General features: G+C 67.7%; 25 protein-coding genes. 13 read left to right on the plus strand and 12 right to left on the minus strand.

Annotation, left to right across the window (positions count from 1 at the left end; translation table 11 throughout):
• Positions 1-21 precede the first annotated feature (21 nt).
• A complete protein-coding gene (gene fer / locus C447_RS01480) occupies positions 22-411 on the plus strand; it encodes a ferredoxin Fer (RefSeq protein ID WP_007690159.1) in 390 nt (129 codons plus the stop codon).
• Between the two features lie 335 nt (positions 412-746).
• Here fer and C447_RS01485 read toward each other — a convergent pair whose 3' ends face one another.
• A complete protein-coding gene (locus C447_RS01485) occupies positions 747-1799 on the minus strand; it encodes an aldo/keto reductase (protein WP_007690160.1) in 1053 nt (350 codons plus the stop codon).
• Between the two features lie 145 nt (positions 1800-1944).
• On the opposite strand from C447_RS01485, the gene hemL reads away from it, so the two are divergent.
• Entirely contained in the window at positions 1945-3285 is a 1341-nt protein-coding gene (gene hemL / locus C447_RS01490; RefSeq protein ID WP_007690161.1) for a glutamate-1-semialdehyde 2,1-aminomutase, read from the plus strand.
• 424 nt (positions 3286-3709) lie between these two features.
• On the opposite strand, the gene C447_RS01495 is transcribed toward hemL, so the two are convergent.
• Complete coding sequence (locus tag C447_RS01495; protein WP_007690162.1) at positions 3710-5431, minus strand: ammonium transporter; 1722 nt, start codon at positions 5429-5431, stop codon at positions 3710-3712.
• Between the two features lie 340 nt (positions 5432-5771).
• Complete coding sequence (gene hemB, locus C447_RS01500) at positions 5772-6800, minus strand: porphobilinogen synthase (protein ID WP_007690163.1); 1029 nt, start codon at positions 6798-6800, stop codon at positions 5772-5774.
• A 79-nt stretch (positions 6801-6879) separates the two neighbouring features.
• Here hemB and C447_RS01505 point away from each other — a divergent pair, with 79 nt between their 5' ends.
• Complete coding sequence (locus C447_RS01505; RefSeq protein WP_007690165.1) at positions 6880-7407, plus strand: DedA family protein; 528 nt, start codon at positions 6880-6882, stop codon at positions 7405-7407.
• A gap of 9 nt (positions 7408-7416) precedes the next feature.
• Here C447_RS01505 and C447_RS01510 read toward each other — a convergent pair whose 3' ends face one another.
• From C447_RS01510 to C447_RS01530, 5 genes are all read right to left on the minus strand, one after another.
• The gene (locus C447_RS01510; protein ID WP_007690167.1) at positions 7417-9585 is read right to left on the minus strand and encodes a (Fe-S)-binding protein; all 2169 of its coding nucleotides are present in this window, start codon (positions 9583-9585) and stop codon (positions 7417-7419) included.
• A 73-nt stretch (positions 9586-9658) separates the two neighbouring features.
• A complete protein-coding gene (locus C447_RS01515; protein WP_007690169.1) occupies positions 9659-9970 on the minus strand; it encodes a hypothetical protein in 312 nt (103 codons plus the stop codon).
• 40 nt (positions 9971-10010) lie between these two features.
• Positions 10011-10718 carry an energy-coupling factor transporter transmembrane component T family protein gene (locus C447_RS01520; protein WP_007690170.1) on the minus strand — a complete coding sequence of 236 codons (708 nt, stop codon included), beginning with the start codon at positions 10716-10718 and terminating at the stop codon, positions 10011-10013.
• On the minus strand, positions 10715-11449 hold the full coding sequence (locus C447_RS01525; protein ID WP_007690174.1) for an energy-coupling factor ABC transporter ATP-binding protein: 735 nt from the start codon (positions 11447-11449) through the stop codon (positions 10715-10717). The genes C447_RS01520 and C447_RS01525 overlap by 4 nt, the downstream gene beginning before the upstream one ends.
• Positions 11446-12024, minus strand: a complete 579-nt coding sequence (locus tag C447_RS01530) for a biotin transporter BioY (RefSeq protein WP_007690176.1) — start codon at positions 12022-12024, stop codon at positions 11446-11448. The genes C447_RS01525 and C447_RS01530 overlap by 4 nt, the downstream gene beginning before the upstream one ends.
• 107 nt (positions 12025-12131) lie before the next feature.
• Between C447_RS01530 and C447_RS01535 the strand changes: the two genes are divergently transcribed.
• Complete coding sequence (locus C447_RS01535; RefSeq protein ID WP_007690178.1) at positions 12132-12725, plus strand: helix-turn-helix domain-containing protein; 594 nt, start codon at positions 12132-12134, stop codon at positions 12723-12725.
• 352 nt (positions 12726-13077) lie between these two features.
• On the opposite strand, the gene C447_RS01540 is transcribed toward C447_RS01535, so the two are convergent.
• Positions 13078-13449: a 30S ribosomal protein S8e gene (locus tag C447_RS01540; RefSeq protein WP_007690180.1), complete on the minus strand. Its 372-nt coding sequence runs from the start codon at positions 13447-13449 to the stop codon at positions 13078-13080.
• Positions 13450-13534: 85 nt separating this feature from the next.
• Between C447_RS01540 and C447_RS01545 the strand changes: the two genes are divergently transcribed.
• Positions 13535-13984 carry a DUF2240 family protein gene (locus tag C447_RS01545; protein WP_007690182.1) on the plus strand — a complete coding sequence of 150 codons (450 nt, stop codon included), beginning with the start codon at positions 13535-13537 and terminating at the stop codon, positions 13982-13984.
• 21 nt (positions 13985-14005) lie between these two features.
• On the opposite strand, the gene C447_RS01550 is transcribed toward C447_RS01545, so the two are convergent.
• Positions 14006-14656 (minus strand): HAD family hydrolase, encoded by a 651-nt coding sequence (locus C447_RS01550; protein ID WP_007690185.1) that lies wholly within the window; start codon positions 14654-14656, stop codon positions 14006-14008.
• A 79-nt stretch (positions 14657-14735) separates the two neighbouring features.
• Between C447_RS01550 and pyrF the strand changes: the two genes are divergently transcribed.
• Positions 14736-15524, plus strand: coding sequence for an orotidine-5'-phosphate decarboxylase (pyrF, locus tag C447_RS01555; RefSeq protein WP_007690187.1), 789 nt, complete (start codon positions 14736-14738; stop codon positions 15522-15524).
• Positions 15525-15530: 6 nt separating this feature from the next.
• Here pyrF and C447_RS01560 read toward each other — a convergent pair whose 3' ends face one another.
• Positions 15531-16094 carry a metal-dependent hydrolase gene (locus C447_RS01560; protein WP_007690189.1) on the minus strand — a complete coding sequence of 188 codons (564 nt, stop codon included), beginning with the start codon at positions 16092-16094 and terminating at the stop codon, positions 15531-15533.
• A 106-nt stretch (positions 16095-16200) separates the two neighbouring features.
• Positions 16201-16413: a hypothetical protein gene (locus C447_RS01565; protein ID WP_007690191.1), complete on the minus strand. Its 213-nt coding sequence runs from the start codon at positions 16411-16413 to the stop codon at positions 16201-16203.
• Between the two features lie 72 nt (positions 16414-16485).
• On the opposite strand from C447_RS01565, the gene C447_RS01570 reads away from it, so the two are divergent.
• From C447_RS01570 to C447_RS01590, 7 genes are all read left to right on the plus strand, one after another.
• Positions 16486-16998 (plus strand): J domain-containing protein, encoded by a 513-nt coding sequence (locus tag C447_RS01570; protein WP_007690192.1) that lies wholly within the window; start codon positions 16486-16488, stop codon positions 16996-16998.
• A gap of 24 nt (positions 16999-17022) precedes the next feature.
• Positions 17023-17721 (plus strand): phosphoglycolate phosphatase, encoded by a 699-nt coding sequence (locus C447_RS01575; RefSeq protein WP_007690194.1) that lies wholly within the window; start codon positions 17023-17025, stop codon positions 17719-17721.
• A gap of 209 nt (positions 17722-17930) precedes the next feature.
• Positions 17931-18857 (plus strand): DMT family transporter, encoded by a 927-nt coding sequence (locus tag C447_RS01580; RefSeq protein ID WP_237713329.1) that lies wholly within the window; start codon positions 17931-17933, stop codon positions 18855-18857.
• On the plus strand, positions 18854-18982 hold the full coding sequence (locus C447_RS18705) for a cupin domain-containing protein (protein ID WP_007690198.1): 129 nt from the start codon (positions 18854-18856) through the stop codon (positions 18980-18982). Before C447_RS01580 ends, C447_RS18705 begins: the two co-directional genes overlap by 4 nt.
• 430 nt (positions 18983-19412) lie before the next feature.
• Positions 19413-19625, plus strand: a complete 213-nt coding sequence (locus tag C447_RS17090; protein WP_079255001.1) for a KTSC domain-containing protein — start codon at positions 19413-19415, stop codon at positions 19623-19625.
• A 98-nt stretch (positions 19626-19723) separates the two neighbouring features.
• A complete protein-coding gene (locus C447_RS01585) occupies positions 19724-21322 on the plus strand; it encodes a GTPBP1 family GTP-binding protein (RefSeq protein ID WP_007690200.1) in 1599 nt (532 codons plus the stop codon).
• 135 nt (positions 21323-21457) lie between these two features.
• Positions 21458-23278, plus strand: a complete 1821-nt coding sequence (locus C447_RS01590; protein ID WP_007690202.1) for a hypothetical protein — start codon at positions 21458-21460, stop codon at positions 23276-23278.
• The last annotated feature ends 25 nt before the right edge of the window (positions 23279-23303 follow it).

Raw genomic sequence — 23303 nt, forward strand, 5'->3', positions numbered from 1 at the left:
TCGGGGGAGAACGGGCTGTTGATGCCTACCGTAGAATACGTCAACTACGAAGTGGTCGACGACCAGGGCTGGAACGTTGAAGACGACGACCTCTTCGAGAAGGCCGCGGACGCCGGACTCGACGAGGAGGATTACGGCGAGATCGACGTCAACGAGTCCGAGTACATCCTCGAAGCCGCAGAAGCACAGGGCTACGACTGGCCCTTCTCGTGCCGGGCGGGCGCGTGTGCGAACTGCGCGTCGATCCTCAAAGAGGGCGAGATCGACATGGACATGCAGCAGATCCTCTCGGACGAGGAAGTCGAGGACCGCAACGTCCGCCTGACCTGCATCGGGTCGCCGGCGGCCGACGAGGTCAAGATCGTCTACAACGCGAAACACCTCGACTACCTCCAGAACCGCGTCATATAGAGGCCCACTTTTTTGCAGGGGGTTGAGGGCCGCGAAGCGGCCCGATTCCCCCGTCCAAAAACCTGTCTTGCTGAGCAATGCGAAGCAAGGCTCGGAAGACGCTGTGCGTCTTCCGGCGGACTAAAAACTGCCGCTCGCTTGGCCTAACGGCCTCGCTCGCGGTACAATCACTACCAATTCCGCACAGCACCGCCGAAGCCCTCAGTCGCTCGTTTCACTCGCTCCTTCGCCCTTCATCCACCAGGAGAGCACGGCTCTCCCGAGCCTCGGCTCACATTCGTTCGCCGAGAAGCTGGGCACCACACCGGCCGAAGACGGCCATCGGAATCCGAAGGTCAGTCGCCAGCGTACTTCGCGCCGACGGCGTCGAGATCGGCTCCATCGACCGACGACCGGAAGCCGTGCATTCCGTCGTCGCGGGTGATGCCGTAGCCGTCCTCGTGGAGTTCGGCGACGCGCTCGAACTCCTCGTCCGAGAGTCGGGGGGTCTCCGGCGCGGCGGCCCACTCGTCGATGTCGGCGGCGGTGCGGAAGGTCGGCGTCACCGAGGCGACCGCGTCGTGGGCGAGGAGCCACTGGATCGTGGCCTGGCCCATCGTGCGCTGGCCATCGCGTTCGAGGAATCGGAGCTGCTCCACCTTCTCCCAGCCGGTGTCGTACCACTCGTCGGGCCGGAAGCCCCGGTGGTCGCCGGCGTCGAGTTCGGTCTCGGGGGTGACCTGCTCGTTGAGGATCCCCGAGGAGTGGGGCACGCGCGGGACCAGGCTGGTCTCGGCGTCGAGGTCCTCGATGGTCTCGATGAAGTGCTTGCCCGGCACCTGCTCGAAGAGGTTGAACACCACCTGGACGGCGTCGAACTCGTTCTCGATCGCGGCGTCGCCCTCCGCGAGCCAGCCGATCGAGGGGCCGAGCGCCCAGCCGAGCGCCTCGACCTTGCCCTCCTCCTTGAGTTCGTCGAGGGCTTCGAGAATATCACTGTTCACCTCGTCGACGTTCGCGTTGTGGAGCTGGAGGAGTTCGACGTGGTCGGTGCCCAACCTATCGAGGCTCTCCTCGACCGCCTCGTGGATGTACTCGGGCGTGATGACCTTCGGGAGTTCGCCGTGGCCGGCCTGTGGGTTGTTGTAGAAGTCGTAGCCGACCTTGGTGGCGATGGCGACCTCGTCGCGGCGGTCGGCGAACGCCTGGCCGACGAGCTCCTCGCTCCGGCCGTGGCCGTAGACGTCGCCGGTGTCGAAGAAGGTGATCCCCCGGTCGGCGGCGTGACGGAGCATCTCGATGCTCTCGCGCTCGCTCCGGTCGCCCCACCAGTCGGTGCCGACGGTCCACGCGCCGAAACCGACCTCGCTGACCTCGACGTCCGAGCCCCCGAGTTTCCGGTGTCGCATGGTCGCGGTTGGGCCCGGCCGCACTTATCGGGCGCGGTCAGTGTCCACTGGATGGATCGGTCGAAAGGGGGAGGGCGTCGCGGCGACGGGTTGGAACGTATCGCCGTTCGACAGTTACATTCCGTCCCCTGTCGTACCCCGGTTCATGAATCGCGAGCGCTCGCGCGACCTCTACGACCGCGCCCTCTCCGTCCTCGCGGGCGGCGTGAACTCCTCGGTGCGTGCGACCCAGCCCTACCCCGCGTTCGCCGAGCGCGGCGACGGAGCCCACCTCATCGACGCCGACGGCAACCGCTACATCGACTACGTGATGGGCTACGGCCCGCTCCTCCTCGGCCACGACCTCCCGGAGTCGGTGCGCGCCGCAGTCCAATCCCACATGAGCGCGGGGCCGATGTACGGTGCGCCAACTGAGGTCGAGGTCGAACTCGCGGAGTTCGTCGCCCGCCACGTGCCGAGCGTGGAGATGCTGCGGTTCGTGAACTCGGGCACCGAGGCCACCGTGTCGGCGGTCCGGCTCGCGCGGGGCTACACCGGCCGTGACAAGGTCGTCGTGATGCAAGGGGGCTACCACGGGGCCCAGGAGTCGACGCTGGTCGAGGGCTCGCCGGACGCGCCACGGCCCTCCTCGCCGGGGATACCGCAGTCCTTCGCGGCCGAGACCATCCCGGTGCCGTTCAACGACACCGAGACCCTCGAAAGCGTCTTCGAGGCCCACGAGGGGGAGATCGCGGCGGTGCTCACCGAACCCCTGCTCGGGAACACCGCGAGCGTGCTGCCGGTCGAGGGCTATCACGAGCGCCTTCGGGAGTTGTGCGACGACCACGGCGCGCTGCTCGTGTTCGACGAGGTGATGACGGGCTTTCGAGTCGGCGGACTGCAGTGCGCCCAGGGGAAGTTCGACGTCGAACCCGACCTCACCACGTTCGCGAAGATCATCGGCGGCGGGCTTCCGGCGGGTGCGGTCGGCGGCCCGGCCGAGATCGTCGAGTCGTTCACGCCGGCGGGGGACGTCTTCCAGTCCGGGACGTTCTCGGGGCACCCGATGGCGATGGCGGCGGGGCTCGAAACCCTGCGCTACGCCGCCGAGAACGACGTCTACGACCACGTGAACCGATTGGGCGAGAAGCTGCGATCGGGTATCACCGACATCGTCGACGAGCGCGCGCCGGGCTACACCGTCCTCGGAACCGAGAGCATGTTCAAGCTCGTCTTCACCCGCGGCGGGTCGGAGGGCGTCGGCGACTCCTGTCGGGCGGGCTGTCGGCAGGAGCCCGACTGCGCGCGGTTCGAGCGGTGTCCCAAGACCGGCGCGGACGTCGCGAACGCCGAGACCGAGCGCTGGGACCGGCTGTTCAGGCCTGCAATGCGGGATCGGGGAGTCCTGTTGACCGCGAACCAGATGGAGTCCCAGTTCGTGAGCGACGCCCACACCGAGGAGGACGTCGAGGAGACCCTCGAAGCCTACAAGGCCTACTTCGAGTGAGCCGCCGTGCGGCGGCGGTGCGGTCGCGGTTTGCGGTGCGGTTGCGGTGCTGTGTCTCGGCGAGCGGAGCGAGGTTCTCCCTCCGGTCGAACCTCGGATGTGAACGGTGAACGGAGTGAACCGTGAGCGGTAGCGAGCCGAGACTGTGGTGGCGGGGGCGGTGCGGTCCTGGCGTCTCGGCGAACGAATGTGAGCCGAGGCTCAGGGGAGCGGTGCTCCCCTGGTGGATGAAGGGCGAGGCGGGAGTGCGAGTGAAACGAGTACCGCGAGCGGAGCGAGCGCGCCGAGGGCTTCGGCGGTTGCGGGGATGGTTAGTGGTTGTACCGCGAGCGAGGCGAAGCCGAGTGAGCGGCCCTTTTTAGTCCAGGTTTTTGCGAGGAGTGGTTCGCCGGAGGCGAACCCGACGAAGTAAAAAAGTGGGTTCTTAGACCGCGTCTGGCCCGTGCGTGCCGGTCCGGATCTGGGCGGCGTCCTCGACGGGCGTGACGAACACCTTGCCGTCGCCGGGTTCACCGGTCGAAGCCCGCTCGACGATGGCGTCGACCACGTCCTCGGCGGGGATCTCGGCGACCACACACTCGATCTTGACCTTCTGGTGGAGGTCCACGGTGTACTCCTCGCCGCGCCACTGGCCCTTCGTGACCGGCTGGCTGCCCCGGCCGGAGACGTTCGTCACCGTGAGCGAGGGCGCGCCGGCTTCCGAGAGCGCGCTCTTGACTGCGTTGAGCTTCTCCGGGCGGACGACGGCGGTGATCATCTTGAGCTCCCCGTCGTTGGGTTCGCCTCCGTCGGTCCGGATCGTCTCGTCGTCGATCGAGCGGACCATCCCACCGTCGGCGACGGGACCGCCCGAGTCGCCGAAGCCGAACTCGGGGTAGGTGTCGACGCCGTGTTCGGAGCTATCGAGTCCGTTGCGTTCGTGTTCGGGGGTGACGCGTGCCTGGCCGGCCGCCTTGAACGCGTAGAAGACCGCCGCGGTCGCGAGGATCGTCCAGCCGCCGATGACGGTGACGCCGACGACCTGGACGATGAGCTGCGTGACGGAGAAACCGCCCACCGCGAAGAACGGGAAGAGAACCGCGCCCATCGCGCCGGCCGAGCCGTGGACCGGGTAGACCGCACAGACGTCGTCGATCTTGAGGCGTTTTTCGACGAACGAGAAGACGATCGGGAGCTGACCGCCCGCGAGCAGCCCGAGGACCATCGCGCCCCACCACGTCACGGCGTCCGTGACGCTGGTGATGACCACGAGGCCCGCGAGCATCCCGTTGGCGACGAAGAGGGTGTCGACCTTCTCGCTCTTGAGCAACGAGACGCCGGCGGCACCGAGCGCGCCGGTCCCCATCGCGAGCGTGGTCGTGAGCGCGACCCGACCGACGGTGCTCGCGAACGCGCCGAGCGCGAGCGTGTCGTTCTCGGCGGTGAACACCGTCGCCGCCGTGCCGACGTTGAAGCCGTACCAGCCGAAACAGAGGATGAGGGTGCCGAGCACCGCGAACGTCATCGAGTGACCGGGGATCACGTTCGCGCTGCCGTCGTCGTTGTAGCGGTCGATCCGGGGACCGATGACCCACGCCGCGGTGAGACCGGCGACCCCACCCATGCCGTGGACGATCATGCCGCCCGCGAAGTCGTGGAAACCGACGCCCATGAAGTCGGCGAGGAAGCCGCCGCCCCAGGTGACGCCCGTCACGACGGGGTAGATGACCGCAGCGAGCAGGAAGGTGTAGGTGACGTAGGCCCGGAGCTTACACCGCCCCGCGACCGCACCCGAGACGATCGTGGCGGCGGTCATCGCGAACACCGCGCTGAACAGCCAGCCGACCCACGCGGTGGGGTCCGCGGGCGCGATGACGCTACCGAACGCCCCGCCGATATCGACCCCGCCGCCGCCCGTCAGCCCGGCCACGACCGTCGAGACCGCCGCGCCGACGAGGAAGAAGGCCACGACGCCGATCGACCACGTCAGCATGTTCTTCGTGAGCTGGTTGGCGACGTTCTTCGCCCTGACCTGACCGGCCTCCAACATCGCGAAGCCCGCGTGCATGAAGAAGATCAGGAAGGTCACCGTCAACACCCAGACGTTGTTCACCCCGTCGGCGAGCACCCCGACGTCGAGCCCGGACTGGAGCAGCACGTCGGTCATTTCCGGATCACCTGCCCAGATACATCGTAAATCGGTAGCTGTTCGTTCGGATTATTCGTCGTTTTGACCATGTTCGTGGTCCCCATCACGCGAAGACGTCTGGAAGTGATAGTATATAAATATTCCACCTGTCGAGGGAGTGTTCAAGCCACATACGGTAAACATGTGTTCAATATTGAAGTGTATCTATACCATATTAGGTTCCGTCCGGTCGGAAACGCCCGCGCTCCGTTCGCGAAAACTTGTGATCCGTATTCGTCGATTCGATCGTGACCTATCGTGCCGGCCTCGCGCGCGCCCCGACACGACGTGTTTCGTGGCGTTATCGAACAGTCGGAAGTCAGAGCCGTTCGGCGACGCGCTCGGCGAAGTAGGTGAGGATCAGGTCCGCGCCGGCGCGTTTGATCGACAACAGCGATTCGAGCGCTACCTCGTCGAGGTCGAGCCAGCCCTTCTCGGCGGCGGCGTGGAGCATCGCGTACTCGCCGGAGACGTTGTAGGCCGCCACCGGGTAGTCGGTGTGGTCGCGGACCTGCCGCACGACGTCGAGGTAGGGCAGCGCGGGTTTGACCATCAGCACGTCCGCGCCCTCCTCGACGTCGAGGTCGACCTCCCGGAGCGCCTCGCGCGCGTTCGCGGGGTCCATCTGGTAGTGCCGGCGGTCGCCGAAGGCGGGGGCACCGTCCGCGGCGTCGCGGAAGGGACCGTAGAACGCGCTCTCGTACTTCGCGGCGTAGGACATGACCGGGACGGCCTCGTAGCCCGCACCGTCGAGCGCCCCCCGAATGGCACCCACCATGCCGTCGGTCGCGCTGCTCGGCGCGACCATGTCCGCGCCCGCCGCGGCGTGGCTCTCGGCGACCTTCCCCAGGAGGTCGAGGGTCGCGTCGTTGTCGACGGTGAGGTCGGGCCGCCCGTCACCCATCGTCGTCCCGCCGTCGGTGGCGGTTCCCTCCCACCGCTCGTACGCCTCGTCGGTGAGCACCCCGCAGTGACCGTGCTGGGTGTACTCACAGAGACAGACATCGGTGATCGCGAAGACGTCGGTCTCGTCCGTGATCGCCCGGAGCGCGCGCTGGACCACGCCGTCGTCGGCCCAGGCCCGGGTGCCGCGTTCGTCCTTCGATTCGGGGATGCCGAAGACCATCACGCTCTCGACGCCGGTCGCCTCGACCTCGGCGACGCGTTCGGCGGCCTGGCTCACGGGGACGCGCTCGTGACCCGGCATCGACTCGATCGGGACCCGCTCGTCGGTCGTCGCATCGACGAACACCGGCGCGATGAGGTCGGTCGGTCGGAGGTCGGTCTCGCGAACGAGGCCGCGGAGGCCGTCCCGACGAAGCCGCCGCGGGCGATGGGTGAGGTCCATGTCGAACGGACGACCGCGAGCGGCAAAACCCCCGCGGCGTGACGGAACTGATTTAGGAGCCACCGAAGTAGCTCCGGCGATGCTCGGGCCGGCCCTCCAGATAGCCGAGATGCCGCAACTCCTGCGGGATCTCCTCGATTCGGAGTACGCGTTCGTGGCACTCCTCTGCGTGTTCGTGCTCGAAGGCGCGATGTTGATGTACTTCATGCCGAGCGAGGCGATCGTGCCGATCTCGATCGGGCTGCTGGGGGGGACCGTCCCCGAGATCGCCGCCATCATCGGGGTCGCCGTGGTGGGGGCGACGATCGGACAGACCGCGCTGTTCACGCTCGCGAAGCGCGGCGGCCGGGAGTGGCTCCTCGAGAAGCGGTGGTTCCGGGTGAGCGACGAACGCCTCGCGACCTTCGACGGGTGGTTCGACCGCTGGGGCCCCCTCGTCGTCCCGGTGAGCAACTCCCTGCTGTTCACGCGCGGGATGCTCACCGTCCCCGCGGGCTTCGCCGAGATGCGAACCCGGCAGTTCGTGGTGCTCTCGGCGGTCGGCACCCTCGTCTTCGAGAGCGCGCTCGCGGCGCTCTCGCTCGGCGTCATCGAGTGGCTGCTCTGACGGAACGGGTCAGTCGTCGGCCGGTGCCGTCCCCGCCGTCGAGTCGGTTCCCGTCCCCGAGTTCGGTCCCGTTCGTCCACCGGCCTCGATCGCCTCGGCGAGGAGTTCGGAGAGCCCGACGACTTCGATCTCCTCCTCGAAGTTCCCCGTCTTGCGACCGTCCTCGTACATCGTCATGCACATCGGGCAGGCGACGACGAACTTCTCGACTCCCGACCCCGCATCCGTGTCCTCTAGGGCCTCCCGGAGGCGCTCCTCGCTGGGTTTGGGCTCCTCGTCGAAGTCCATCCAGAGCCCGCCACCGCCGCCACCACAGCAAAACGAGTTCGCCCGGTTCCTGGGCATCTCGTCGAGCGTACACCCGGTTCGGCGGATCAGGTCGCGCGGGGCCTCGAACTCGTCGTTCATCCGGCCGAGGTGGCACGGGTCGTGGTAAGTGACGGTATAGTCGAGTTCGGTTCCGGAGAGGTCGATCCGTCCGGTCTCCGCGAGTTCCTGCACCACCTGGGTGTAGTGGTGGACGTCGATCTCGCCCTCGGCGTTCCACTCGACGCCGTCGAGTTCGGGATACTCGTTCTCGAACGTGTTGTAGCTGTGGGGGTCGGTACAAACGAGTTTCTCGAACTCACACGCCTCGAACGCGGCGGCGTTGTCCTCGGCGAGCATCTCATAGAGGCCCTCCTCACCGACTCGCCGAACGTCGTTGCCGTCGTTCTGCTCGTCCTCGTAGAGGATCCCGTAGGAGACCCCGGAGTGTTCGAGGATGGTCGCGAGCGAGCGTGCCACTCGTCTGTTGCGCTCGTCGTAGGAGGGGTAGTCGCCGACGTACCAGAGGTACTCGACCTCCTGATCGCGGGCGTCGGGCACCTCGAAATCCAGCGCCTCGACCCAGTCGGGGCGTTTGCGTTCGGGGTCGCCGAAGGAGTTGCCCTGCTGGAAGACGTCCATCATGGTTTCTTGAACGTTGTCGTCCATCTCGCCCATCTCGGTCAGCCGGCGGTTCATCTCCGTGAACTGCGGGACGTGTTCGATGTCGACGGGACAGGCGTCCATGCAGGCCATACACGACATGCACGACTCCATCGTCCGGGAGTCGATCACGCTCGTACCGCCGTCGGCCACGATGTCCTTCGTCTCGCCGCCCGCGTCCACCGACTCGCGGTAGTTCTTCAGGTCGAGGATCACGTTCCGTGGATCGAGCGGCCGGCCCGCCGCCTTCGCGGGGCAGACCGACGAACACCGGCCGCACTTGGTGCAGGCGTCGTGGTCGAGGCGCTGTCGCCAGGACATGTCCTCCACTTCGGTGAAGCCGATCTCGTCGGGCGCGGCGTCTGCGGGCACCCCCGGCAGACGAACACCGGCCTTCTCGTCGCGGGTCACGACGTTCGCGAAGCTCGAGATCATGTGGAAGGGTTTGGCGTAGGGGACCCACGCGACGAACCCGAGCGCCAAGAGTGAATGCGACCACCACGCCGCCGGGTAGAGGGCGGTCGCGAGGCTCTGGGAGACGCCGGCGGCGCGGAGGGCGTCCGCGACGAACCAGCCGACGAAGCTCACCGTCTCGAAGCTCGGGAAGCCGGTCGCGAGGATGCGGAGGCCTTCGAGGAGGTAGCCACCCACGCCGAGGAAGAAGAGCACCCAGACGAAGCCGCCGTCCTCGAGGCTGGTGTGACGACCCCAAAGCCGGTCGGTCCGAACGACGTGTCGGCGGTAGATCGCCATCCCCAGTCCGACCACGAACAGGAAGCCGAGCGCGTCCATTATCAACGAGTAGGAGAGGTAGAAATCGCCGACGAAGAACGACTGCTCCTCGCCGAGCAGCCCGGTCACGAGCCGGTAGCCGTCCATGTCGATCCCGAGGATCGTGGTGCCGATCAGCAGGGTGAGAAAGCCCCACATGATGAAGGTGTGCATCAGCCCGCCGTAGAGGTCGCGGTCGAACTGGTTGCGGTTCGAGAGCACCGTACTCGCGGCGCTCGCCACCCGGCCGGGGAGGTCGTCGAGCCGCTCGAACGCGTCGTCGGGCCCCCGGGCGTAGCGCGCGAACCGGTCGTAGACCCCATAGAGGAAGAGCACGACCGCGAGCGCCGCGAGGAAGTAAAACACCGCCTTCCCCACCGGGCCCACCAGCCAGAACGTCTCCCGGGTGACGGTTCCGGCCTGGAGTGGAAGTATCATTTACTACTGTTAGCGTATCGACCGTCGGGGTTAAATCTTGGCAACAGTTGAGGGACGGCTCCCACACGACCCATCACGCGGCGCGGTAGTACGCGACCGCGTCGCCGTCCTCGTGGCGCACGCGTTTCTCCGCCACGTCGCGCGAGACGAGGGTTTCGAGCGCCATCTCGACGAGGATCTCCGAGCGCTGTTTCGAGACCTGCCAGTCGAGGGCTTCGAGCAGCGCGGCGAGGGGTTCGAACCCCTCGGGCTCCGGGCCGGCGTCGCGAAAGAAGTCGTCGACGCAGTAGGCGTGGGTTTCGTCGTCGGTGAGGACGTCCCGGACCTGCGTGATGACGTCGCTGGTCGGGTCGGCGGCCTCCCAGTCAGCTGCGTCGAGCACCATGCGCGGGCTTCGGGGTCGACGGGCATATATCCAGTGGGCGTCAGACCGCCGCCCACGCGAGCAAGCCGCCCGCGACGAGGAGGGCGGGGCCGTCGAGCCTGGACAGGTGGAGGGCCGGAAGCGTCGGGTTCCACGCGAAACACCGGGCACGGAGCGCGAGTCCCAGCCGATCGGCCCGCCCGAACGCCCGCCCGACGCCCGCGGCGGCGACGATCCGCATCCGTTCGACCAGCGGACGTTCGGTGCCGAGACGCGCCCGCATCGCCGTTCGCGCGCCCCTGAGGTCGGCCAACAACACCGGCAGGAACCGAAAGACCAGCGCCACGCCGACCCCGAGCAGCCGGCCCGTCCGCCCCGGGATCGTCCGCTGGATCGCGGCGCGCGAATCCCGGACCGGCGTCGTCCGGACGTAGGCCGTGCTCACCACCAGCACGAGCAGGACCCGGTAGCTCGCCAGCGCCGGTCCGCTGGCCTCGGAGAGGGCGACCCACGGCGGGCCGAGCGTGAGCGCCGCGACCGCCGGCCCGGCGACGAGGAAGGGGAGCGCGTACCGCACCTCGAGGAGCGAGTCGACCGGTGAGGTCGACGCGGCGGCGAGGACGACGGCCGCGATGCCGGTCGCGACGACGAGCCCACGCGGGGTGGTGTGGGCGAACGCCGCGACCGCGAACCCCACCTGAACGGCGAGCTTCGTTCGCGGGTCGAGCCGGTGAGCAACCGAGTCGCCGGGTTCGTACGCCAGGGTCACGGGTCCGCTCCGCGGACCGGAACCCGCACGTCGAGCCTCGCCAGTCGGTCGCGGGCGCTCTCGGGTGCGGCGTCGAGCGCGACCCGACCGTCACGCAGGACAACTACCCGATCGGCGAGCCCGAAGAGATCACGGAGGTCGTGAGTCACGACAACGATGCTCGTCCCGTCGGCCGAGAGCGCGGCCAACCTGTCGAGGACCGACGCCCGTGCGGGTTCGTCGAGCCCCGCGAACGGCTCGTCGAGTATCAGGTGATCCGGATCCATCGCGAGCGCGCCAGCGATCGCGACTCTCGCCTGCTCGCCGCCCGAGAGCCGGTCGATCCGGTCGTCCTCGCGCCCCGCCAGCCGAACCGCCGAGAGCGCCCGCTCGACCCGCCGGTCGATCGTCTCCCTCGGGAGCCCCAGGTTCTCCGGCCCGAACGCGACGTCCGCGCCGACCGTCGCAGCGACGAAACCGTCCTTCGGGTCCTGAAACGTCATCGCCACCGTGCTCCGGGCGGCCACGAGGTCGTCGGCCACCGGGACCCCGTTGACCGCGACGGAGCCCGAATCGGGTGTGAGCAGCCCGTTGAACAGCCGCACCAGGCTCGTCTTCCCCGAGCCGTTAGGGCCCGCGAGCGCCACGAACTCGCCGTCGTCGATGGAGATCGAGACGCCGTCGACCGCCGGTCGAGCGCTTCCGTCTTCCCCGTCGCCATAGCGATGGACGAGGTCGCGGGTCTCGATCATTCGGTCACGAGCGCGTCGCTTCTGACGATCCCGACCGCGGCGGCGGCCTTCAGCGCCTCCGCCGGCAGGAACGCCGCCGCGCCGGTCAGGAACGCTTCCACGGGTCCGAGCTGCTGGGTCACCATCAGCCCGAGGGTTCCAGAGGTGTAGATCACGACGATGCCGGCGACGAGTGCGACGACGAGCCGAACGAGGCCCACTCGACCGGGTTCGACCGCCGACCGGCCGTAGGCGAGGCCGCCGATGACCGCCGCGCCGAGGGGGTACGACCAGAGATAGCCAGCGGTCGGGCCGAGGAGGACCCCGAGTCCCGCGGTACCGAGTGCGAAGACCGGTGCGCCGAGCGCGCCCGCGAGGAGGTAGAGCCCACAGGCCGCCGCCCCCCAGACCGGGCCACAGAACAGGCCCGCGAGGAACACCCCGAGGACCTGCAGCGTCACGGGCGCGGGCGAGAGGGGATACGGGAACGCCACGTAGGCGAAGGCCCCCAGCAGCGCCGCGAACAGCGCCGCCCGCGCGAGGTTGGCCGCGGTCTCGTCGCCGACGAGCTCGGTGTCGGTGGTCTCCGTGCTCATGATGGCGACCTTTCGTCAACCCCTCTAATAAGTCTGGTTGACGAACCCGGGTTCGGGTCGCCGGTGGGTTTTTATTCGCCGGTGTCAGACGCTTCGTTCGCGTGGCAATGGACGAAAAAACCGAGGAGCTCCGAGACATCTTCATGGACGTCACCGACGCGTCGAGCGTCACCGAGCGCCAGGAGGACGAGCGGGGGGCGATCGCACCCGAGGGCTCGCCAGACGAGCGTACCGCCGACGTGATCGCGGCGATGGACGAGCGCTACGAGTTCACGACCGACCTCGACCGCGAGCGGCTCGTCGCCATCGTCCGCGGGTTCTACGAGGACGACGCCGACGCCGAACTCGCCGACGCGGTCGACGAGTCGCGCCACACCGTCTTCCAGGCCCGAATGGACCTCCACCTCTTTCGGAACGACGACGTCGAGGCCCCGTTCGACCTCGATACCCTCCGCGAGCGGCTCGAGGACGGGACCGAGGTCGCGGCGGTCGCCGAGGAGTTCGACGTCGACGAGCCGACGGTCCGGCGCTACGGCCGGGTGCTCGAAACCTGGGCCGAGCGCCGCGCGGTCGGCGACCGTTTCCGGGAGGTCTTCGACGAGATCTACCTCGATGCCGACCTCGAAGACCACACGACCGAGGCCACCCGCGACGGCCTCGACGAGGCCACCGAGGGGATGGAGAACAACCTCTCGTTCTAAGATCCCACTTTTTGGGGCGGGGGTTGAGCGCGAGCGAAGCGAGCGCGATTCCCCCGCCCCAAAACCTGTCTTGCTAAGCATCGCGAAGCAAGGCTCGGAAGACGCTTCGCGTCTTCCGGCGGACTAAAAACTGCCGCTCGTTCGCCTGACGGCTCACTCGCGGTACAACCACTAATCAACCCCGCACAGCACCGCGACCGCTGAAGCCCTCGACTGCTCGCTCCGCTCGCAGTCTCGCCCTTCATCCACCAGGAGACGAGTTCTCCTGAGCCTCGGCTCGCTATCGCTCGCCGAGACGCTCCGTAACCGCACAGCGGCCGCACCGCCACGGCCGCGAGCCGCAAGAATCGAGTTACTCTTCGAGGACGGCGTTGACCTGCCCGTCCTGGCCGGGGCGGGAGGTCACGCGCGCGGTGCCCTCGCCGGTCTCGACGAGCGCGCCCTTCGTGACGATGTTCCGTCGGACGTAGTTCGGGTTCGCGGGGTTCTCGACCACGTTCTCGATGGTCGTGCTTCGGGTCTCGCCGTCGACGGCGACGGTGGCGCGGTCGGTCGCGATCGCCCGGACCTTCGTGGTGTTGCCGCGCGAGGTGACGGTCTTGAGCTTCGGCTCGCCGACGCGGGTCTCGGTGCCCTCGCTGCCGAGCTGGTGTTTGCGTTTGCCGCGCGTCGGTCGTCGTCGCCCGCCCGTTCGCTTCTTCGTCGAGCGTCCCTGGTCTTTCATACCTCCCACACGACGAGCGCGCTATTTGAATCGCTCGATGCGGGTCTATCGGAGCCTTTAGGCCGCTCGACCGTGGCCCTCCCGTGTGAGTCTCCGGAGCGCCGTCGCCGCACCGTTTCTGGGTCGTGGCGAGATGGAACTCGCCGAGAGCGAGTTCGTGGTAGCGCTCTCGCTCGACCGGGACTGGTTCTCGCCCGACCAGGCCAAACGCCTCGCGGACGTCGCGGTCGGCGAGGGCCTCCTCGAACGCACCGACGCCGGCCTCGAACCCGGCTTCGACCCGGACGAGGTGACGATCCCCGACGGGTTCGTCCCGAGCGAGGACCTCCTCCGACAGCGCTCGACGTTCGAGCGCGTGCTCGACAGCGTGGTGGCCGACGGCACCGAGAAACGCACCGCGGTCGCCGAGATAAACCGGCTCCAGGGCTCGCTCGGGCTCACCATCGAGGCCGCCGCGGTGGTCTACGCCCGCCGCCGAGGGGTCGACGTCGGCGAGGTGGCCGAACACGCGCTCTCCGAACTCCACGAAGGCTGAGGAAAGGGACGGCGCGGGAAGTTACAAGTCCCCGATGAGTCCGGGGAGGTCGGCGGCGAGCGCGTCGCGTTCGATGCCGGCGTCGGCCTCGGGGACGGCGTCGCTCCCGTCGAGGATCTGTATCGTCCGGAGCCCCGCGGCGTGGGCACCCCTGATGTCGGCCTCGGGATGGTCGCCGACGTACACCGTCTCGTCGGGCGCGCTCGACAGCCCGTCGAGGATCGCCGCGAAGGTGCGGTCGTCGGGTTTACCCGCAGCGAGCGAGCCCGTTATCACCACCGTATCGAACAGGTCGGCCCAGCCGAGCGCGTCGAGTTTGGCCTGCTGGGCGCGGACCGGGCCGTCGGTGAGGAGCCCGACGCGATAGGTTTCCTTGAGGTCGACGACGAGGGCTTCGGCCCCCTCGACGGGGACGAGCGCCTCCTCGATCGCGTCGCGGTAGGCGTCGGCGAGCGCCGCCGGCGACACAGTACTATCCTCGCCGAGGAGGTCGGCGAAGATCGCCTCGCGCGTCTCGTTGGTGAGATGCCGGCGGTGGGCGTCGAGGTAGGCCTCGCGCGAGAACCGGGGCGCGCCGACCGCTTCGGTGGCGTCGTCGAGGAGCGTCTGGCGGTCGCGGTCGGGAACCGCGAGGGTGTAATCGAGGTCGAACGCGACCGCCGTGACTGGCATACCCACAGGATGGAGGCGGGGGGTATCAGTGTGGCGGACGAGCCGAAAACGGTAGGCCGACCGGTTTCGAGTATCGACCATGTTCTTCGAACGGCTCGGCGCGCGCATCGAGACCGCCGACAGCGTGCTCTCGGTGGGTCTCGACCCCGACCCCGACCGGCTGCCCGACCACCTCGCCGACCACGACCTCCCACGGTGGGCCTGGGCCCGCCGGATCATCGACGCGACCCACGAGCACGCCGCGTGCTACAAGCCCAACGCCGCCTTCTACGAGGACCCGGATGGGTGGCGCGCGCTCCGCGAACTCGTCGCCTACGCCCACGGCAAGGACGTACCCGTGCTCCTCGACGCCAAACGCGCCGACATCGGCAACACCGCCCGCCAGTACGCCCGCGTGCTCGACACCGTGGACGCCATCACGGTCAACCCCTACCTCGGCCGGGATTCGCTCGACCCGTTCCTCTCGCGCACGGACGCCGGCGTGTTCGTGCTGTGTCGGACCTCGAATCCAGGCGGGAGCGACCTCCAGGACCTCGAACTCGCCACAGACGAGCGCCTCTACGAGCGGGTCGCACGCCTCGCCAGCGGGTGGAACGAGCACGACAACGTGGGACTCGTCGTGGGAGCCACGACGCCCGACGAGCTCGAACGGGTCAGGGAGGTCGCGCCCGACCTGCCGTTCCTGGTCCCCGGCGTGGGTGCACAAGGTGGCGATGCCGAAGCCGCCGTCGAGTACGGGCTCGCGGACGGCGTCGGGCTCGTGAACTCCTCGCGGGGGATCACCTTCGCGGGCGAGGGCGAGGACTTCGCGGGGGCGGCCGGCGAGGCGGCCAAGCGACTCAAACGCCGGCTCAACGAGTTCCGATAGCGCGGATCAGCTCTCGGTCGCCGACCCCATTGAGGCACCGCGCTGGGTTCGCCAGGCGAAGAAGACGGCGTTGGCCAGCAAGCCGAGGACGAACAGCCCGATCGTGGCCCAGACCGAATCGTAGTAGAGCACGTCGACGTACGCGATCGGTCCCTGGACGACCGGCCAGAGCGGCTCGATCCGGGTCGAGATGTCGGGGGCCGAGAGGATGTCCGCGAACAGGTGGGAGGTCAGCGCGGCCCCGACGGCGATCACGCCCATCCAGGTGGCGCGCTGGCTCGCTTTCTTCGAGAACCACCTCGTCCCGCCGAAGACGCGCTTGAGCAACCAGCCGAGGACCGGGCCGAGGATCGCGGTCATGACGACGACGGCGAGGAGGGTGTGAACGATGCCGTGGTGGTGGATCTGATTCGGGAACCAGTTCGAGAGGTAGGTGTCGACGTCCGGTACCGGGCCGAACCAGAAACCGACGGCGACGAAGAGGGCCGCCGTCCGCTTCTCGTCGATGAACAGCCACGCCGGGGCGAGGAAGATCAACGCCATCCCGAGATGGCCGAGGGTTTCCGTCATACGTACCCCCAGCGGAGATAAAGTAAAAGGCTACTGCCTGCGAAACCATCGAAACGCCGGGCTACCGTGCGCGGACGGGCGAACAGACGGTCGCTTTCAGGTGAAGCTAGAACTGGACGTTGTCGTCGACGTCGTCCCGACCGGTTCCATCGGGGTCGCTGGGGCCGCCGGGACCCCCCGACCCGGCGCTGTCGGTGCAGTCGAGACACAGGCCGAACGCGTCGTCGTAGTGCTGCGCGCAGACGCCGCGGCCACAGCGGTCGCAGGTGCGCTCGGCTTCCCGGCTCTCGCACACTGCACACAGGGAGGCGACGCTCATGGTTCGAGTTGGGGGTCGAGCGCCTTGAATCTGTGGCGAGACGTTTAGGCCGTTCGACACCCAAGGCCGGCCGTGAGCGCACCGCGGCTCCTCGTCGGTCTCGCGTCGGTGTTCGCGGGATTGACCGTCGTCCTCGCGATACTCGGGTTCGTCTACAGTCCCGTGGTGCTCGCCGTCGCGGTCCCGTTCGGGGTCGTGACCTACGTTCTCTGGTATCACGTCAGCGGCCGGCTGGGAGAGCGCGTCCGCCGGCAGGCCCGGGCCCCTGGGTTTCGGGAGACGACCGCGAACCGACGGGCCGGCGGGGGATTCGGGGCTGGGCCGCGGGGCTTTCGCGAGGGACCGACCGGTGGTCGACGGGAGCGGGTCGGCGGAGCGCGCGGTCCGGGCGGGGGAACCGACGGTCCGAGCGCTGCCGAGGCCTACGAGGTGCTCGGGCTCGACCCCGGTGCGGGCGAGGCGGCGGTCCGGTCGGCCTACCGCGAGCGGGTGAAACAGGTCCACCCGGATACCGAAGACGGCGACGAACGGCGATTCAGGCGGGTCAACGAAGCCTACGAGCGCCTCACGAGTGGAAAGCCGTAAGCCCCGCCTGGGCCGAGGAGAGCCATGCCCGAATCGGACCCCGCTCCGCCGCTCGCCGTAGACATCGACGGCACCCTCACCAACCGAAATCGTGCGGTCGACCCGCGGGTCTTCGACGCCCTCCGGGAGTGGCCCGCGCCCGTGGTGGTGGCGACCGGCAAGGCCGCGCCCTACCCCGTCGCACTCTGTGAGTTCGTGGGGATCCCAGTGCGAGTGATCGCCGAGAACGGCGGCGTAGTGTGTTTCGACACCGAGGAGTGCGAGGAGTTCGTCGTGGTCGGCGACCGCGCGGGGGCCGAACGCGTGGCCGAGCGGTATCGGGAGGCGGGCCACGACCTCGGCTGGGGCGACCTCGACCTCACCAACCGCTGGCGCGAGACCGAACTCGCGGTGAGTAGGGAATCACCGCTCGAACCCCTTCGGGAACTGGCCGCCGACGAGGGCCTCCGGGTCTTCGACACCGGCTACGCCTACCACGTTACCTCTCCCGACGTCGACAAGGGCGAGGGTCTGAAGACCGCCGCCGACCGGCTTGGCCGTGCGCCCGGCGATTTCGTCGCGATAGGGGATTCGGAGAACGACGCCGCGACGTTCCGCGTGGCAGGCGAATCGTACGCGGTGGCGAACGCCGACGAGACGGCGAAACGGGAGGCGGATTACGTGATGGAGAGTGGGTATGCCGAGGGGTTCTTGGAAGCGCTTGAAGCGGTTGGTCCGAAGTGAGGTCGGGATAGCGGAACGTACACTATCGTGGAAGCGATGCCGACCACTATCGATGATGGGTCTTTCGTCAGGCGTTTCACATCGAGAGAGGGTGCTTTCGACGTATTTTTCGGCTACGACACCCGAGACCGGGGTACGATGACCTTGATCATCGGATACCCTCGTACGGAGTACACTCCATCAGGAGCGTCTACAAGACCACTCCCCCGGTGGTAAGAGGAACCCGGGTACAGTATTGGAACGTCGGACTGTTCGGGCTGTACTGCGTGTTCGGGGCACTGGTTTTCATCGGCGCGAAACTCGGGCTCCCGTACGTTCCACCCGTCCTCCTCGCGGCCCTTCGGCTTGACATCGCGGGGATAGTGTTACTCCCCGTCGTCGGGATGTTCGAGGAGTATCGGCTCCCTCGCACTCGCCGTGACGTACTCGGGGTCGTGCTCACCGGCGTCTTCACCCTCGGCCTGATGAACACCCTCCTTTTGACTGGGCAACAACACGTGAGCAGTGTCGTCGGGTCGATCGCGTACAGCCTCATGCCCCTTCTCATGACCGGCTTCGCCGTTCTCGTTCTCCCGACAGCATCGCGCGACTGGGTCGATGCGGTCGGCATCGGCCTCGGGTTGGTCGGCGTGATCGTCGTGATCGGCCCTACCCCCTCGAACCTCCTGACGGCGCGTGTGGTCGGGATCGGTATCATGGTATCGAGCGTCGCCATTTTCGCGCTCGGGAGCGTCCTGACCCAGCGACTCGATCCCTCGATACCTCGAACCGCGCTCACCGCGTGGGGGGCGCTTCTCGCTGGGGCGTTCAACCACGTCGTGAGCCTCGGCGTCGGTGAGTCGGTCGCTTCGATCGAGTGGACGACGGGGACCCTTTCCGCGCTGTTCGTGCTGGGCGTCCTCGCAACGGGGGTACTGTACACGGTCCACTTCGAACTCATCGATCGGATCGGCCCCTCCAGAACGAGTCTTACCTTCTATCTGCAACCGATCGTCGCCTCCGTATTCGGATGGCTGCTCTTCGGGGAGCGGGTCGCTCTCGGTGTCTTCGTGGGGTTCGCGGTCGTGGTCGTAGGGTTCGTGCTCGTCGAACGCCGACCGTTCTGGGCGGCGATGCGACATCGAAAGCCCTGGTGAGGAACCAGGCACGACCGGACACGGCGATGACCCACATCGCGATTCAGGAGGAACAGGACGGCGCGGCTGTGACGTGGATGGAGCACATCACCGACGAGGAGTACGAGTCGGTATTGGATAGGTGAGTTATCGTGGCGACTGGGCTGGCGCTATTTTCCAACGATTTCGGTTCCAAGTCATGCGCGGTGGCGAAACGGCGACGAGACTGCGAAACGGGCGGCAGATTATGTGACGGAGGCTAGGTATATCGAAGATTTTCTGAAGCGCTTAACGTGATCGGGACAGGCTGAGTTTAGATAGTGTGAAACCGCATATTTGTATCGTATTGTCCTACTCCAGACAGCAGATATATAGGATCAGAGATCACAAATTAATCATGACGTACGATGTCGGTGAAAACCAGGTGTAGGAACGTATTGCTGCACCAATTGCGATTGGGAAGCTGAGCTTGATGATTCGACGGACAGACTCCCTCCATGCAATAATAACAGCTGCCCTAAAAGTCACGACACGGAGTATGTCGACTGTTAGAACGGGTTGATTGTCATATCCACTATGAAGCGAACATCAGTCTCGTCAAGCAACCTGAAAAGTGTCGGTTATGACCCACAGCAGTCCCTCCTTGAGATCGAATTCCACAGCGGGGACGTCTATCAATATCACAACGTCCCAGAACGAATTTACCAACGATTGATGAATGCTGCTTCGCACGGAAGCTACCACCACCAGCACATCCGGGATCAGTATCGATATACACAAATTCGATAAGAAGTACAGAATCGCCTACGTACCAATCACAATGTGAATAGCCACCACCCCTAACCCACCGCACGAAGCTTTTTGCGCTCGCCACGCCATCACCTCACATGGCCGCCGACCAGGCCATCCTCGAACGGGCGCTCGCCACGGGCGAGCAGGAGGGTGGCAACGTCGAGTTCAAAGAACGGCTCACGAAGGACCTCCATCTCGCCGACGGCAGACTCGAAAGCCTCGCCGCCCAGCTCCGCCACCGCGTGCTCTCGGGCGACGGCGAGGCCATCTACGTCGTCGGCGTCACCGACGATGGAGGACTCGCGGGCATCGAACCCGACGTCTTCTCCGAGACGATGGACGTGCTCTCGCTGCTGAGCGAGGAGGCCGAGGCGCACATCGAGTCCGTCGACACCTGGGGGATCGAGGGCGGACTCGTCGGCGTCGCGACCATCCACGAGGGCGCGATGATCGAGGACGACGGCCACATCGTGGTCGGCACGGCGGGCCACGTCGACCACGGCAAGAGCACCCTCGTCGGGAGCCTTGTCACCGGCCAGGCCGACGACGGCGATGGCGGCACGCGAAGCTACCTCGACGTCCAGCCCCACGAGGTCGAGCGCGGGCTCTCGGCGGATCTGTCCTACGCGGTCTACGGCTTCCGCGACGGCGAGGCGGTCCACACCCGCAACCCAACCCGCAAGGCCGACCGCGCTACCGTCGTCGAGGAAGCCGATAGACTCGTCTCGTTCGTCGATACGGTGGGCCACGAGCCCTGGCTCCGAACCACCATCCGCGGGCTCGTCGGACAGAAGCTCGACTACGGGATGCTCACCGTGGCGGCCGACGACGGCCCCACCAAGACCACTCGCGAACACCTCGGGGTCCTGCTCGCCACCGAACTCCCGACACTCGTCGCCATCACGAAGACCGACATGGTGGACGACGAACGCGTCGCCGCGGTCGAGGGCGAGGTCGAACGCCTCCTCCGCGAGGTCGGCAAGACCCCCCTCTCCGTCGCCCGCCACGGCGTCGACGCCGCGGTCGAGGAGATCAGCGAGACGGTGGTCCCGATCCTCAGGACTAGCGCGGTCACGATGGACGGGCTCGACGCGCTCGACGAGCTGTTCGAGCGCCTCCCGAAGACCGGGAGCGCCGCCGGCGAGTTCTCGATGTACATCGACCGGAGCTACCAGGTCACGGGCGTCGGCGCGGTGGCCTCCGGGACTGTCCGCTCGGGCACCGTCGAGGCGGGCGACGAACTCCTCTTAGGTCCTTTCCGCGACGGCGTCTTTCGACCCGTCGAGGTCCGCTCGATCGAGATGCACTACCACCGAGTGGATTCGGCGAAGGCCGGTCGGATCGTCGGCATCGCGTTGAAAGGGGTTCGCGAGGCGGACCTCGAACGCGGGATGGTGCTCCTCCCGCGCGACGCCGACCCCGACCCAGTCAGGAGGTTCGAGGCCGACGTGATGGTGCTCAACCACCCCACCCGGATCGACGACGGCTACGAACCCGTCGTCCACCTCGAGACCGTGAGCGAGGCCGCCGCCTTCCACCCCACTGGGGGGCAACTCCTCCCCGGCGACACCGGCTCGACCACCGTCGAGTTCAAGTTCCGACCCTATCTCGTCGAGGAGGGCCAGCGGTTCGTCTTCCGCGAGGGCCAGTCCAAGGGCGTCGGAACCGTGACGAGCGTGACCCCGGACGAGTAGCGCTCGCAGGCGACCGCCCCAGTCCGAAGCCACCTCGGGTCGGTGGGACGGACGACCGGCAGCCGTGGGCCGCGGCGATCCGATCCGTCGTCGCTTTGACCGTCGGCGTCGAACGGGCGGTCGAACATCGATGCGATGAGTGATTCGAAGCACGGTAGCGACGCCGGAACCCCATCACCGGGGCGACGAACGACGCCGGTCCGACACACCGTGCTGTGTCTTACGGCGGTGGTCCTGCTCGCAGCGGGGACCTACCGCGGCACGACCGGCTACTGGTTCGTCGCCGCCGACAGCCTCACGCTCATCGAGACGAGCCGGGTCCGGAGCCTCGCCGACCTCGTCGACCTCTTCACCCAGCCGCTGATGCACGGCTCGTCGTTCACCGACATCGCCCTCTTCTATCGTCCGGTATCGAGTCTCTCGTACGCGGCCGATTACGCCCTCTGGGGGCTCAGACCGGCGGGCTACCACCTCACGAACGTCGTCCTGCACGCCGTCGCGGCGGCGCTCGTGACGCTCGTCGTCGCCGACCTGACCTCACGGCTCGCGGTCGGCACGCTCGGCGGTGGCCTGTTCGCCGTTCACCCGCTCACCGTGGGCCTCGTTCCGGCGATCCCCCGACGCCAGGACGTTCTGCTCACCATCTTCGTGCTCGTGACGGTGGGCCTCTTCGTTCGGGGTCGGCGCGAGGACCGCCCCCGACTGCTCGGGGGCGCGCTGGTCGCGTACGCCCTCGCACTGGGGGCGAAGGAGACCGCACTGGCCGTTCCGCTGGTGGTGTTCGCGTGGGTGGCCATCGACCGGGCGGGGCCCTGGCGGACCCGCGTCCGGCACGCGATCCCGGCGACGCTCCCCTTCGTCGGCGTGACGGCGGTCTACGTCGCCGTTCGCCTCGCCGTCCTCGGCGGCCTCGGCGGCTACCGGGGCGGGACCGGTTCGGGACCGGGCGGCTCCATCGCGTTCCTCCCCCTGAAGCTCCTCCTGTGGCTCGGCCAGCCGACGAGCCTCGTCGAAACCGTGCCGAGCGGTCTTCGGGGGGTCGCGTTGGTCCTCGTCGCGAGCGGGGTGCTCGTCGGGGCCCTGCTGGTTCGGCGCGCCCGCCGCCACCTCGATCCGTCCGCGCTCCGTTCGTGGCGGGTCTGCCTCGCGCTGTTCGCCGCGTTCTGCTGTGCGCTCGCGCTCACCGAGCGGTCCGGCACGGCGGCGCTGGTCGACGGCGGGTCGAGCACGGTGGCCCGGTACCTCGTCGACTCGCTGTTCGTGGGCGGCTGTCTCGCGGGGCTGCTGGCGGCGGCGCGCACCGCCGACCCGTTCGACGCCGCGACCCGGCGGCTGGTCGGTTTCTTCGCGAGCTGGCTCGTCGCGGTCCCCGGCCTCCTCGTCGTGACGGGGGCCGGGCTGGGGACCCCCCTCGAACTGGGCGACCAGATCCAGACGGGCTACCTCTGTCTGGTTCCCGCGATGGCGGGGCTCTCGCTGGTCGCGGTCGCGGCCGGCGAGCGGGTCGTCGCGGCCGGTCGCTCGAACGCGCTCCGCCCCGACGCGAACCTCGTTGCCGTCGGCTTCGCCGCCGCGCTGGTCGCTTCGCTGGTCGTGACCTCGCCGCTCGTTCACCCGTACCCCGAGTGGGAGGAGAAGGGCGAGATGAACCAGCAGGAACTCACCGAGCTCGAGGACGGTGCCGACGCCCTCGCGCTGACCGCCGCCGTCTCGGCGGACGGCCGCTCGGACCCCGAGGACGAAACCGGTCCGATGGCGTCCTCGATCGGGCGTCTGAGCGATTACTCAGTGGCGGCGTGGCTCCGACTGCGGACCTCGGCGTGGCACGGGCACGTGCCGACGAGCGACGGCGACGGCGACGAATCGGCCGTTCCACGGGACACGTTCCGTCCGGAGTGGCGGGTGGGAGCGCACGATGGGTCGATGGGGAGGGACGAGGTCGTAACCGGGCCGTAGCGATGCCGGAACGACCCGCCGGTAT

It is taken from the genome of Halococcus hamelinensis 100A6, from assembly GCF_000336675.1.
Classification (GTDB): domain Archaea; phylum Halobacteriota; class Halobacteria; order Halobacteriales; family Halococcaceae; genus Halococcus; species Halococcus hamelinensis.